The organism is Rhizobium sp. TBD182, assembly GCF_001950375.1.
Classification (GTDB): Bacteria; Pseudomonadota; Alphaproteobacteria; order Rhizobiales; family Rhizobiaceae; genus Agrobacterium; species Agrobacterium tumefaciens.
In genome coordinates this window covers 824,052-836,741 of sequence record NZ_BDLN01000001.1, presented here as the reverse complement: position 1 = coordinate 836,741, position 12,690 = coordinate 824,052, and the positions used below count along the sequence as shown (strand labels likewise).

The following is a 12,690-nucleotide window of genomic DNA, read 5'->3' as shown; positions in this document are numbered from 1 at the left end:
GGCCGTCAGGGTCTTTTAACCGGATGACAGGGGTTCCGAATTCGTCGGATGGGCCCTCGGCGCGGATGCCGAATTTCAGCGCGCGCGTCAGCCAGAAACCAATGCTGGCAGGGTCGATCGCCAGTGAAACTTCCAGCGTCTGGCCATAACCCACGCGGCCCTGCCCACCGTCTTCCCAGACGAGGAAGGTCAAAAGCGAGCCGGGCGAGGCGTTTCCGTCGCCGTAAAGCAGGTGAAGCTGCATGGCATCTTCAAAACCGGCAGTGCGTTTGACGAGCCTTAAGCCCAGAAAGCCGGCGTAAAAATCGACATTCGCCTGCACCTTCCGGGTGATCATCGTGATGTGGTGTATGCCCAGTGCAGAATTCATCGTGCCGTCCCCGCCGTTTTGCCTGCTGTTTGTGGCCCTATTTGTCCCACGCTGCGCCTGATCCGCAACCCCGGCAAGTGAGAACGCTGTGTTCGCTGCGTGAACGATGTTGCTGTCGCTTCGTTGCATGCGGGATGGGCAAAAATCGGGCTTTTTGCCTGCCGGTTGACCATGAATGCCTTTAAAATAAGCATACAAAATAACGGCTATTTTGTATGCAATTTTATCTTGCCTTGATGGCTGGAATTGGGTCTTATGCAACCAATCCAACCATAACCATCAGGGGGAACAGATGATATTAACGCGTAGGTTGTTGTCGAGAGCTCTGGCCATTGCTGCAGTCGGTGCCGCTGCCGGGCTGTCGCTGCCGGTAACGAGCGCCCATGCCGAAACGCCGGTGAAATTCACGCTCGACTGGAAATTCGAGGGACCTGCAGCAGGTTTCCTGCTGGCGTTGGACAAGGGATACTTCAAGGCCGAAGGCCTCGACGTGACGATCGACAGCGGCAACGGCTCGGTGGAGGCCATTCCGCGCGTGGCAACCGGCGCTTACCAGATGGGTTTCGGCGACATCAATTCGGTGATCAAGTTCCTCGATGAGGATCCGGGCCAGAAGGTCAAGGCCGTTTACATGGTCTATGAACGCCCGACATTTGCCGTCGTGGGCCGCAAGTCGCTTGGTGTCACTGGCGACCCGAAGTCGCTGGAAGGCAAGAAGCTCGGCGCGCCGCCGCCGGATGGCGCTTTTGCGCAATGGCCAGCCTTCAAGCAGGTTGCGGGGCTGGACGACAGCAAAATCAAGATCGAATCGATCGGCTTTCCGGTGCGTGAGCCGATGCTCGCCAAGGGCGATGTCGACGGCGTCTTCGGTTTTGCCTTTTCGGTGATCCTCAATCTGAAAAAACAGGGCATTGCCGATGACGATATCTCGACCATCCTGATGGCCGAGCATGGCTTGAATCTTTATGGCAATGCCGTGCTGGTAAACACTGATTTTGCTGAGAAAAACCCAGATGCCGTCAAGGGTTTCCTCAAGGCGCTGGCCAAGGGCTTCGCCGATTCCGTCAAGACCCCTGAAGAGGGTGTGGCGGCCGTGCTCAAGCGTAACGAGACGCTCGACAGCGCGATTGAGTTGGAACGCCTCAACATGGCCAACAGCATGAACATCAAGACGCCCTATGTGGTGGAAAATGGCATGGGCGGCGTCGATCCGGCCCGGCTTGCTGCCTCTCTCGAGACCCTGAAAGTTTCCATGGGTCTGAAAGGCAACGTCAAGGCAGAGCAGGTCTTCGACGCGGCTTACCTGCCGCCCAAGGAAGAGCGCATGCTTCCCTGATTGATATCACGGCGACCGCCCGGATCGCTTGCCGGTCCGGGCGGTTTGCAATTTTTAAATAGCATGGGGGGCTGAAAAGGGGACTGCGATGTCACATCTTGTGGAAATAGACAATGTCGACATGCGTTACGGCGGGGCGGCCGGAACGCTGGCTGTATCCGGCCTCAACCTGACGGTCGACAAGGGGGAATTCGCTGCTGTCGTCGGCCCGTCGGGCTGCGGCAAGTCGACCCTGATGAAGCTGGTAACGGGGCTGCACATTCCGCAAAAGGGCAATGTCATCGTGGCCGGACGGCAGGTCACTGAACCGGTGTCCATTGTCGGCATGGCGTTTCAGAACCCGACGATGCTGCCCTGGCGCACGACGCTCGAAAATATCCTGCTGCCGCTGGAGATCGTCGAGAAACACCGCCGGCGTCTGCGCGCGCATAAGGCCGAATATGTCGCCAAAGCCGAACGCCTGCTGGAAATCGTCGGCCTCAAAGGCTTCGGCTCGAAATTCCCCTGGCAGCTTTCCGGCGGCATGCAGCAGCGCGCCAATCTCTGCCGCGCATTGATCCACGAGCCGGACCTTCTCATGCTGGATGAGCCCTTCGGCGCGCTCGACGCCTTCACCCGCGAGGAACTGTGGTGCGTCATCCGCGATCTGCATACGGCGCAGCGGGTCACCATCATTCTGGTGACGCACGATCTGCGCGAAGCGACCTTTCTCGCCGACAAGATTTTCGTGATGAGTGCAAGGCCGGGCCGCGTTCTGGCGGAACACCGCGTGCCTTTTGCGCGACCGCGCCAGCTGGATATCATGTATGACAAGGGTTTCAACGACATGGTGCAGGAACTGCATGGCGAGATAGCTCAGGCGAGGGTGGCGGCATGAGTGCGTTTGTGGAAAGCAGCATGGCAACCGCGCCGTCGAAACCGCTGATCGCCCGGGTCAACTGGGTGAAGGCCGCCCCCTGGCTCTATACGCTGGCGCTGTTTGCAATGTGGGAGCTGCTGGTCTACGCGCTGAAAATGCCGCCAACCATTCTGCCGTCGCCCGTGCGTGTGGGGCAGGCCATCGTGCAATATTGGTCGCCGATCTGGAAGAACTCACTGCAGACGCTCTATACCACCACGCTCGGTTTTGCGATCGCCGTCGCGGCGGGTCTCGCCATCGGCCTCTTTATCGGCTGGTCTAAAACCATCTATGCCGGGCTTTATCCGCTGATGATCGGTTTTAATGCCATCCCCAAAGTGGCGTTGGTGCCGATCCTCGTCATCTGGTTCGGCATCGGCACTGTTCCCGCGGTTCTGACTGCGTTCCTGATTTCCTTCTTCCCCATCGTCGTCAACGTCGCGACCGGTTTGGCCACCATCGAGCCGGAAACTGAGGACGTGCTGCGCGCACTTGGCGCCAGGAAGATGGATATCATGCTGAAGGTCGGCATTCCGCGCTCCATGCCTTACTTCTTCGGCTCGCTGAAAATCGCCATCACGCTCGCCTTCGTCGGCTCGGTCGTATCGGAAACCGTCGCCTCCAATTATGGCCTCGGTAATATGATGAGTTCGGCGCAAAGCCAGTTCAACGTGCCACTGGTCTTTGCCGGTCTGTTGATGCTCGCCGTGGAAGGTATCGTCATGTATGCGATCATGGCCTGGCTCGAAAAGCGCATGACCGGCTGGGCGCATCGCTCGACCATGGGGCAGTAAGCGGGGAAAGGGCCGTATCAACTCGCATTGGTTGCCTTCTCCCCACTGGGGGGAAGGCGAATCGTGACAATTCAAGGTTTGACCACAGGCTGCGGAAAACCAGGAAGAGTGCGGTCTTAATGCGCCGCCATTTCCTCGACGATCTCAGGGCCATCCATCTGGAACGGATAATAGGTTGGCCAATTGGTCACCTCGTCCAGAAGCGCCTTGCGGTCATTGCCCCAGTAGAGGTGGTAATGGCCGGCTTTTTTAGGCGCGATGGTGTGATCGCTGAACTGAATGAATTGCGGTGCATCCGCATCGCCGCCGGTCTTTTTGAAGATGTACCGCACGCCGCGATTACCCTTCTTGTAGGTCAGGATTTCCTGGCCGTCGCTGACATAAGTGCCTTGCGTTGGTTTGCCTTCCTTATAAAACGCCACGTTGTCGCCCTTGATGGTGATGCGATTGACATCCGTTTTGTAGCCAATTTCGTAATAGGCACGATATTCGGCTGCTGTCTTGTCGCCGTGGGCTGCCTTCTCCGCCATGATCCCATCGAGAGAACCGTTCAGCAGATAGGGATAGACTGACTGCCAGTCACCTTCCCAGTCTGAAAGCATGCGTGGCTTCACCTGCGCATCCTCGAAGTAACCCTTGTAGATCTGTTTCTCGGCTTCGGTCTGGCCATGGCTGTGATCGTGGCTGTGACTATGCGCGGTGGACGTCTTGTCTTTTCCGGCCGCCAGTGCCGGGGCTGTCATCAGCAGCATGGAACCGATTGCAAGCGCGCCGGTGACGCGGGTGATGGTTTTTTGCATTCTTCTGGCCCTTATGTGGTTATAAATCGAAGGGTAAGTTATGTAATAACATTACGCATAGGTCGTATAAACACGTCCTTCGCCAGACGCAAGAGCGCCTGCCGCCACCCTTGCGCGAAAAAAGGTGAAAGCCGGCTCATGGCCGGCTTTCATATGGGAAAAAGTTGCATGGGGAAGGGAGCGGCTGGGACGCTCTCAATTCACGCGGTTTGTGCGGTTAATTCCGCCTTGCGCTCATCGAAAGCGAGCTTCATTGCCTTCGTCACGTCACGCGTGGTTGCGAAGTAATTGTCGCTACGCGCCCAGTAGCGCAATTTCACCGTGGCGCTGTCTGCGCTGACAGAATCGACGAAGGTAACGGGGGCGGGGTCCAGCAGTACCCGGCTTTCCGAGCGCACCACACGCATCAGCATGTCCTGCGCCGCAGCCAGATCCTCGTCGCTCTTAACCGTCAGGCTCAATTCGTGGCGGCGTGAGGGAAAGCGGCTGTAATTGGTGATTGGCACGTTCCACAGGGTGGAATTTGGCGCAAGGCGGTAAAGCCCATCGCTGGTTTTAAGCTCGGTCGCAAACAGGCCGATTTCGATCACCGTGCCGCTCACGGCGCCAGTCTCGATATATTCGCCAACCCGGAAGGGACGCAGCACCAGAAGCATGATGCCGGCGGCGATGTTCTGCAATGTGCCCTGAAGTGCCAGGCCGATGGCGAGGCCGGCAGCGCCGAGTGCCGCAAGAATGGAGGCCGTCTGTACACCAAACTGGCCAAGCACCATGACCAGCACCAGAATAAGCACCACGTAGCGGATGGCACCTGCGAAGAAACCGGCAAGCGTCGCATCGAAGCCGCGGATGCGGGACAGGCCCTGAAAAGCCCAGCGCTGCAGGAAAGTCGCGGCCAGCCAGCCGATGATCAGAAGCAGCAGCGCACCGATGATCGAAAAGGAATATTGCACCGCCAGCGTGCTCGCCTGCCGTACCGCTGCCTGCGATGCGACGATGATATCCGTTGCCTGTTGTTCCATGAATTATCCCGTGTTTCTTATTGCTGTTCTACTTTGGTAACGACTGGATCCCGCAGGGGTTCCGCCAAAAACGGAGCCGTCAGTTGGAGAGAGGCAGCACGAAGGGTACGTTGCCGTCCGTATCCGCGCCCCTGCCGATCGTCTTGATTGCCGCCACCAGCCTGCCATCCCGCCCAAGCAACCGGTCCCCGATTGCGATGATGCGGGCATTGGGGGTGGCATAGGGTGATGCGGTGCGCAGGCTGAGCGCAAGCGCCATCTCGTCCTGATCCGGATAAAGGCTGAGTGCTGCAATGACGGCTGCGGCAGGAGAGCGCGACACGCCCATCCAGCAATGGATGAGAAGCGGTGCGGACTGGTCCCATTCGCGGGCGAAATCGATCAGCCGCAGCACATGCGCATCGTCAGGCGCGATGAGATCGCCGGTGCCCTTGAAGCTGATGTCATTCATCGCAAGGGTCAGGTGCCTTTCGGCTGAGATCACCGCCGGGCGGTGAAAGGTCTGCTCCTTTGCGATCAGCGTCACCATTTCACGGGCTTTGTGCTTCACGGCCATTTCCGCAATTCGCGACAACGGCGATACGACGATGGAAGTCATTTAACCCCTCCAGCCGCGTTGCCGGTTTTGACCACGCGCATCGCCTCGATCGCCTCGAAGCGTTCAATGAACCGCTTCTGCGCCTCGGTCGAGGGAAGCGGGATAATGTCGAACATATCGCGGGTGATGCCGCGCGGCAGGCCGAAGAATTTCTGTGCCTCGGCAATGGAAAAACCGGCAAGCTCCGTCGCCTCGAAAAAGGCGGCAACCGTATCGGCTTTCTTGATGCGGTCTTTCAGTTCGCGCGAGGCATGCGGCGGCAGGCCAAAGCGCAGATGCACGGCCGCTTCCAGCCTTTTCTCCACGGTTTTATAACCGCCGCCGACCACTGATTTGAACGGCGATATCATGTCGCCGATGACATATTCCGGGGCGTCGTGCAAAAGCGCCATCTGCATATCGTCGGGCGTAGCATTCGCACACATGCGGCAGAAAATGTTTTCGACGATGAGGCTATGCTGGGCGACGGAGAAGGCGTGATCGCCGCGCGTCTGGCCATTCCAGCGGGCGACGCGGGCAAGACCATGGGCGATATCGGCGATTTCTACGTCGAGCGGTGAGGGGTCGAGCAGGTCGAGCCGCCGTCCAGAAAGCATGCGCTGCCAGGCGCGCGGACTTTTAGCGGGCGCCACGCCTATTCCTCCGCCTGTACCGCAGGATCGACGACGGGGAAGGAGATGCCGCTCCAGGCCGGCAAGGCCACAGTCACGGGAACATTCTCGGCAATGAGCGGCGTGGCGGAGGCGAGCGCATCGGCAACGCGGTCTGTCCGCACGATGGCAAGTCCCGTGTTGCCGCAAACGGTTCCAAGCGCCCCGACCGTTTTTCCATTGGCGGTGATTTCAGTTCCGGTCGCGGGAAGGGCGCTTTCAGCCGAAACGGTGACGACCCGCCGTCTTGCCGTGCCGCGATGTTTCATGCGCGAGACGACTTCCTGACCGACGAAGCAACCCTTTTTGAACGAGACGCCGTCGTTCACATCCATCAGCACATCATGCGGAAAAGCATCCTGCAACGCGTAATCCCGGCCGGATTCGGCAATTCCGTACTCAATGCGCAGGGCATCATATGCCGTTATGTCGCCCGAGGCCGAAGCACCCGGCACGCGGAACAGATTGATGCCGGCCTTGTCGAAACGGCCGTCCTTCGCGCCCGCCTCCTGCACGCTTTCGCTCCAGAAAACGCTGACACCTTCTATCGGTTCGGCCTTGAGATCGACGGGCGCGCGAAGCTTGTACATGGTCAGGCGGCGCAGCAGCGCATCCTGTTCGGCAGCGCCCGATTCGATCAGATAATCCGGCCCATCGCGCGCGATCAGGAAATCGAACAGGATCTTGCCCTGCGGCGTCAGAAGTGCCGAGGCGCGCGCCTCGCCTTGCGGCAGGTTTTCAACATCGGCCGTGATCAGATTGTTCAGAAACTCTTCGGCACCCGTGCCGGAAACTCTAATCAGGCGGCGGTCGGCAAGAAAGGCGGAAGGCATGGCATCACCGTTCGGTTCATCGAAAGCATTTCCGGCCAGGGTCGCTGAGGGCTGCCCGAGGCAATCTGCCGAAATGCTCTCTTTTTGTTTTCGCGCAGTTCCATTTGCAGAACCGCGACGCGCTTCTGCTGAATTGCTCATGCCGCACAGTTAGGATTTTTGCAAAAGAACGGCAAGCACCGCCGCGCGATCAATCGCCGGCGGTGAAGAACTTCCACTTGCCATCGGGCGAAATGCCGATGCGGTAAAAGCTGTAATTACCGTATTCCTGCATATCAGCCAGATCGCCCGCCGTGATGATGCGCAGCAGCTCGACCTTTTCCGGCGCGGTCAGCGTATTGAGCGGCTTTCCGGAGAAATAGGGGAAAACATAGGCTTCATCCGGGGTGCCGGCGTCGACATGGGCATAACCCGTGGAAAGCAGATCGATGATGATCGCCAGCACTTCCAGACCGTCCGGATCGCCGGAATAGCTTTTCAGCGCAGCTATCGGGTCGTCGCTGTCATTGCCGTCGATACGGAACTGCTTGTCGCTGGCGGCGATGAAAGGCCGCAGTTTTTCGATATCGCCCGAAGAGGCGGCGTCGATGATCTGCTGGCGAAGCTTGCGCACAGCTTCCGGCGCCTTTGAAATATCATGCTCGATAACGACCGACATTTCCGGCGTGTTGCCCGGCTTGGCCGGTTGCTGGGTCGATTGACCGGCGGAACGGTCGACCAGAGGGTCGGGCAGGGGAATGCCGTCCGAATCACCTTCGATCTCGTCGGGCTCAGGAGCCTGGGGCCGTTGCTGCTGTTCGCCACTTTGGGCTTGCGGCTCGCCTTCGGTATTTTGTGCGGGTTTCAGCTCGGAAAGCGCAAAGGCGCGGCTGGGCAAGCCAATGGACCCGGCGGTCAAGGCAGCCAAGATGGACAGCATGGCGGAAGAGCGCAAAAGCCCCTTGCTCAGGCAAGACATGACAGACCCCGACTTTACTGTATCACGCGCTGCGGGGAAAATTCGCCTTCAAGCATGCGCTGGCGCAGCGATTCCAGCATTGCTTCAGCACCGGCTTCGCCGTGCATACGGATGGTTTCGCGCATGGCCAGAGCGATTGCGGCATCGGCGATGATCTCCGGCTCGATGCCGTCGGCCATGCCGTCAGCCCATGCCTCGTTCTGGTGTTCCAGAGCGACCTGCATCTTTTCATGCACGATCATGTCGTCGATTTCGTTACGGCTCGTCTGCATTTTTCATCCTCGACAGGGCGGGCAAGTCCTTACCACCCTGTTAACAACACTAGCAGCCTTTTATCAAAACGGCACGGGCTGCGGCGAAAAGAGGTTAACAATCCGCTAATTTCCGAACCTTGACGCAATTTCCTGGGCGAGTGTTGCCCCTTCGTTACGGTAGCCCTCTTCTGCCATGACGGCGGCGCGTGTGCAACTGCTGTGGATGGCCGCAAAGGAACGATATCCACGGTTGAATGCAGCCGTCATGCGCTGGCGCCTTTCAGGTTCGTTGGCCGTATCGGCCGCCAGAAGATCGCTCATCGATTTGCGCCAGTCCTCCGGACCGGAGGAAGGGCACAGGGTTCTCAGATATTGCACCGCCCCCAATATCTCCGACAGCCGTGCCAGCCTGTCGTCATAGGGAGCGGGTTTGGGCGGTTGTGCTTCCGGCGGGCGAACCTCACTGGAAGCAGCCTTCGAAGGCTGCGCATGAGCGACGCCGTCTTGCCCGGCGGGTACAAGCATGGTCAGGAAAAAAGACAGGAAAATGGTTGGCCGTATCAAAATTTTATTCTGCCCCACACATACTCGTGAACACCCGGCGGGCGGATTGGTCCTAAAGCCATCGCGGTCTTTCAGACCGCCCCGTCAGCTTTAGGTCTATATCATCTCGTTATCGCAAAACTGCTGCACAGTGTTGCGCGACATCCTCTAGATAATAGCGATTCTGGCTGGCTGGCAATCATGCAAGCAGCCGCTCGGCGCATTCGACGACGCTTTCCGGTGCCGGCAACCGGCGGATTTCCGACAATGTGAACCAGCCCGCATCCGCCGCGTCGTCGGCCGCCGTCACCGCCGGGTCCGCATCCGTTTCCACGGTAAAGACGGAGAGGAAATAGTGGCTCGTCAGCGCACCCTCGGGGTCGCGCGACGGCAGGTCATAGGTCGCAAACAGCTGCGGTTTACGCGCGACGATACCGGTTTCCTCCTGAAGTTCGCGCAGCGCCGTCTCGGCTGGCGTTTCACCCTCTTCGCCGCGCCCGCCCGGAAAGGCGAACATGTCTTTCGACGGAGGATTTATACGGCGCACGAGCAGAAGCCGATCTCCATTGCGGACGATGGCAGAGGAGGCGGGGCGGGGCTTGATACGAAGGGTCATGAATGGTTTCGCTTGTTTCAGCCGTCTTGGGCCTGTCTATATTGGTCCGGGAATACCGATGGTATATTCGGGAATCGGATCGATTGTGCACGCAGAAGACGGTGGAATGAAGGTCTATCTTATTTATGCCCTGGCGGCTGGTGCGGAAATCGCCGGTTGCTTTTCCTTCTGGGCCTGGCTGAAGCTTGGCAAGACAGGCTGGATATTGCTTCCAGGCATGCTGGCGCTCGCCGCTTTCGCCTGGGCTTTGACGCTGGTGCCGACCGAGACCGCGGGCAGGGCCTATGCCGCCTATGGCGGGATTTACATTGCCGCATCGCTTCTCTGGCTCTGGGGCGTTGAGGGGCAAGTACCGGATAGATGGGATATCGCTGGCGGTGCCGTCTGCCTCGCGGGCACGGCTATCATTTTATTCGGTCCCCGGGCCTGAGGAGCAGACAATGTGCGGACGTTTCGTGCTCAAAGCGACACCGGAAGAGATTGCCGATTATCTTGACCTGATCGGCCTTGAAGATTTTCCTGCCCGTTTCAACATCGCGCCCACACAGCCGATCCTGATCGTGCTGGAGGGTGAACGGCAGCAGCGCGGCAGTAACCTGCCCAACCGTCGGGCCATGCTGGTGCGCTGGGGTTTTCTGCCCGGCTGGGTCAAGGACCCGAAGGATTTTCCCCTGCTCATCAATGCGCGTTCGGAAACGGCCGTCGGCAAGGCATCCTTTCGAGCTGCCATGCGCCATCGCCGCGTGCTGGTGCCTGCCACCGGCTTTTACGAATGGCGCCGCCCGCCGAAGGAGGAGGGCGGCAAGCCGCAGCCCTATTTCATCCGCCCGAAGAACGGCGGCATCGTCGCCTTTGCCGGCCTCATGGAGACGTGGTCTTCCGCTGACGGGTCCGAGGTCGATACCGGCGCCATCCTAACCGCCGCTGCCAACGCCGCGATCGGCCGCATTCACGACCGTATGCCGGTGGTAATCGCGCCGGAGGATTTCAGCCGCTGGCTGGATTGCAAGACGCAGGAGCCGCGCGAGGTGGCCGACCTGATGCGCCCGGTTCAGGATGATTTTTTCGAGATGATCCCGGTATCGGACAAGGTCAACAGGGTCGCCAATGTCGGCGCTGACCTTATCGAGCCGGTGCCGGAAAGCGCGCCGCTCGCGAAAACCAGGCTACCTAAGGATGATGGCCAGATGTCATTGTTCTGATGTGCTTGCTGGCATTCGAGGCTGGTCATCGCGGATCGACCCGGTCACTCCACAGTTGCCCATCCTGCGCCCGTCTTACCCGTTCCGCCCGATTTTCTGCAGGCCTTCCTGGATCATGATGTCGGAATAGACGCGGTTGCGGCCGTTCGCCTTGGCGAGGTAGAGCAGCTGGTCTGCGGCATTGAGCTGATTGTCGAAGGGTTCGCCCTTTTCGATTTCCACGACGCCGAGCGAAATCGTCAGCGCCAGGCTGCTGCCGCTCAGCTGGCGGCCGTTCTTTTCGACGGCGCCGCGCAGCTCCTCGCAGAATTGATAGGCGGCATGCGCATTGAGCCCACGCAGGAACACGGCGAATTCCTCGCCGCCAAGGCGCGCGGGAATGTGGCGCTGCTCATGGCACATGTCGTGCAGCAGTTCGGCAAGCTTCTTCAGCGCCCTGTCGCCGGCATCATGCCCCAGCGTGTCGTTGATCTTCTTGAAGTGGTCGATGTCGAGAATGGCAACTGCGCCGTTCTCGTCATTGTCGTTGATGACGTCCATCAGCGCCCGCGTACGCTCGAAGAAAGAGCGGCGGTTCGGCAGACCGGTCAGATGATCCCGCTCTGCCAGTTCGCGCAGCCGTTTCAGCTGTTTCAGCGTTTCGATATTGTTGTCGATGCGGCACTGCAATTCTTCCGGCACGAAGGGGCGGTAGACGAAATCCGATGCTCCGGCCTTGAGGAAGCTTGCCGAAAGCAGCCGGTCCGTGGAGGACGAGATGCCGATGACCCGCAGGTCTTCCGAGGAACGGCTGTCGCGGATGCGGCGCGTCAGCTCGTAGCCGTCCATGTCAGGCATATGGTAATCGGTGATGACAAGCTGAATCGATGGGTCCTGCGACAGGATTTCCAGCGCCTGCTTGCCCGAATGGGCTTCGCTGACCCTGAAATTCTGCCGTTCGAGGATTTCCACGAGGCCGGAACGCGCCGTCCGCACGTCATCCACTACCAGCACGGAAAACAGTCTGTTGGTCAAAATCCGGTCGACCGTTTTCACCACGGCATCAACGGTGCGATGGCCATCCTTGACGATGTAGTCGATGATCTTCTTTTCGGCGTAGCGCTTGCGCGCCTCCTCATCCACCGTGGCGGTGAAGACGATCGCCGGCAACTTGTGGTCGGCAAGAAGTGCGAGAATTTCACCCTTCGGCGCATCGGGCAGATTGAGACCGGTGAGTGCCAGCGTGAAATCATGGGCGCGCAGCAGAATATCGGCCTGCGCCATGCTGTCACAATGGATCACTTCGGCTGGCGTTTCCTCCGAAAGCCGCGACTTCAGCAGCATGGAAAGAGCAACGGAATCTTCAATCAGAAGGATTTTATCCTGCATGCCGTATGAAGCCCCCCATGGCCCGTCTTCGTTGGTTTTCCCGCAACATCCGAATTGGTCCGATACCGCCTGTCAACGGCATCGAAAATCGGCCTTGTTCGCTGTAGCAGGAAGAATCGCTAAAGTAGAAATTTTTTTGATGCTCAGTAGTCGATGCGAGACTATCCGTACAGTCGTCCCGTGGAAGTCGAATACTTTACTTCGTTTTGGTTGCAGCTTCGTTACAGATCGGGAAGTTTTATAAAACAGGCCGGTTATGCGGTTCTCGATGGGGGCCGTACAAACGGAGACGGCGCTAATATTAGCGCCGCATATTTAACCGGATGTTTTTTCGGATTGACCGTTACCATCGCAAAGTCTGCGAGGCCTTGGATGCTGTGCTTTCAAGAAAAGCGAATTTTTTCAAGCAGTTTTGGCGGCGGGCTTGCGCTTCAGCATCAGGGCTGCG

The 12,690-nt window shown here is 58.8% G+C and carries 17 protein-coding genes; 6 read left to right on the top strand and 11 right to left on the bottom strand.

The window, feature by feature from the left end; all coding sequences use genetic code 11:
• Positions 1-370 (bottom strand): VOC family protein (locus tag T18_RS27520; protein WP_323455184.1); only part of this gene is annotated, 370 nt, incomplete at its 3' end.
• Positions 371-662: 292 nt separating this feature from the next.
• Here T18_RS27520 and T18_RS04220 point away from each other — a divergent pair.
• From T18_RS04220 to T18_RS04210, 3 genes are all read left to right on the top strand, one after another.
• A complete protein-coding gene (locus T18_RS04220) occupies positions 663-1,706 on the top strand; it encodes an ABC transporter substrate-binding protein (RefSeq protein WP_038490474.1) in 1,044 nt (347 codons plus the stop codon).
• Between the two features lie 88 nt (positions 1,707-1,794).
• Positions 1,795-2,583, top strand: coding sequence for an ABC transporter ATP-binding protein (locus T18_RS04215; RefSeq protein ID WP_003512279.1), 789 nt, complete (start codon positions 1,795-1,797; stop codon positions 2,581-2,583).
• Positions 2,580-3,398 (top strand): ABC transporter permease, encoded by an 819-nt coding sequence (locus T18_RS04210; protein WP_003512280.1) that lies wholly within the window; start codon positions 2,580-2,582, stop codon positions 3,396-3,398. The genes T18_RS04215 and T18_RS04210 overlap by 4 nt, the downstream gene beginning before the upstream one ends.
• A gap of 116 nt (positions 3,399-3,514) precedes the next feature.
• On the opposite strand, the gene T18_RS04205 is transcribed toward T18_RS04210, so the two are convergent.
• The 9 genes from T18_RS04205 to T18_RS04165 form a co-directional block, all read right to left on the bottom strand.
• Positions 3,515-4,198: a metal-binding protein ZinT gene (locus tag T18_RS04205; protein ID WP_038490476.1), complete on the bottom strand. Its 684-nt coding sequence runs from the start codon at positions 4,196-4,198 to the stop codon at positions 3,515-3,517.
• A 200-nt stretch (positions 4,199-4,398) separates the two neighbouring features.
• Positions 4,399-5,220: a mechanosensitive ion channel family protein gene (locus T18_RS04200; protein WP_019565366.1), complete on the bottom strand. Its 822-nt coding sequence runs from the start codon at positions 5,218-5,220 to the stop codon at positions 4,399-4,401.
• Between the two features lie 79 nt (positions 5,221-5,299).
• Positions 5,300-5,818: a tyrosine phosphatase family protein gene (locus T18_RS04195; RefSeq protein WP_019565367.1), complete on the bottom strand. Its 519-nt coding sequence runs from the start codon at positions 5,816-5,818 to the stop codon at positions 5,300-5,302.
• Positions 5,815-6,450: a YfbR-like 5'-deoxynucleotidase gene (locus T18_RS04190; RefSeq protein WP_019565368.1), complete on the bottom strand. Its 636-nt coding sequence runs from the start codon at positions 6,448-6,450 to the stop codon at positions 5,815-5,817. The genes T18_RS04195 and T18_RS04190 overlap by 4 nt, the downstream gene beginning before the upstream one ends.
• Before the next feature lie 2 nt (positions 6,451-6,452).
• A complete protein-coding gene (locus tag T18_RS04185) occupies positions 6,453-7,301 on the bottom strand; it encodes a YgfZ/GcvT domain-containing protein (RefSeq protein ID WP_038492742.1) in 849 nt (282 codons plus the stop codon).
• A 190-nt stretch (positions 7,302-7,491) separates the two neighbouring features.
• On the bottom strand, positions 7,492-8,259 hold the full coding sequence (locus T18_RS04180; protein ID WP_038490482.1) for a hypothetical protein: 768 nt from the start codon (positions 8,257-8,259) through the stop codon (positions 7,492-7,494).
• A 14-nt stretch (positions 8,260-8,273) separates the two neighbouring features.
• Positions 8,274-8,531: a hypothetical protein gene (locus tag T18_RS04175; RefSeq protein ID WP_003496894.1), complete on the bottom strand. Its 258-nt coding sequence runs from the start codon at positions 8,529-8,531 to the stop codon at positions 8,274-8,276.
• A 105-nt stretch (positions 8,532-8,636) separates the two neighbouring features.
• Positions 8,637-9,077, bottom strand: a complete 441-nt coding sequence (locus T18_RS04170) for a TIGR02301 family protein (protein WP_003512294.1) — start codon at positions 9,075-9,077, stop codon at positions 8,637-8,639.
• A 178-nt stretch (positions 9,078-9,255) separates the two neighbouring features.
• Positions 9,256-9,672: an NUDIX hydrolase gene (locus tag T18_RS04165; RefSeq protein WP_003512297.1), complete on the bottom strand. Its 417-nt coding sequence runs from the start codon at positions 9,670-9,672 to the stop codon at positions 9,256-9,258.
• A 106-nt stretch (positions 9,673-9,778) separates the two neighbouring features.
• On the opposite strand from T18_RS04165, the gene T18_RS04160 reads away from it, so the two are divergent.
• The gene (locus T18_RS04160) at positions 9,779-10,102 is read left to right on the top strand and encodes a YnfA family protein (RefSeq protein WP_025592925.1); all 324 of its coding nucleotides are present in this window, start codon (positions 9,779-9,781) and stop codon (positions 10,100-10,102) included.
• Positions 10,103-10,112: 10 nt separating this feature from the next.
• Entirely contained in the window at positions 10,113-10,874 is a 762-nt protein-coding gene (locus T18_RS04155; protein ID WP_038490486.1) for an SOS response-associated peptidase, read from the top strand.
• Positions 10,875-10,949: 75 nt separating this feature from the next.
• On the opposite strand, the gene T18_RS04150 is transcribed toward T18_RS04155, so the two are convergent.
• Positions 10,950-12,242: a response regulator gene (locus tag T18_RS04150; protein ID WP_038490488.1), complete on the bottom strand. Its 1,293-nt coding sequence runs from the start codon at positions 12,240-12,242 to the stop codon at positions 10,950-10,952.
• A 180-nt stretch (positions 12,243-12,422) separates the two neighbouring features.
• Here T18_RS04150 and T18_RS27245 point away from each other — a divergent pair.
• On the top strand, positions 12,423-12,690 hold a 268-nt coding region (locus T18_RS27245; protein WP_210187535.1), incomplete at its 3' end, for a hypothetical protein.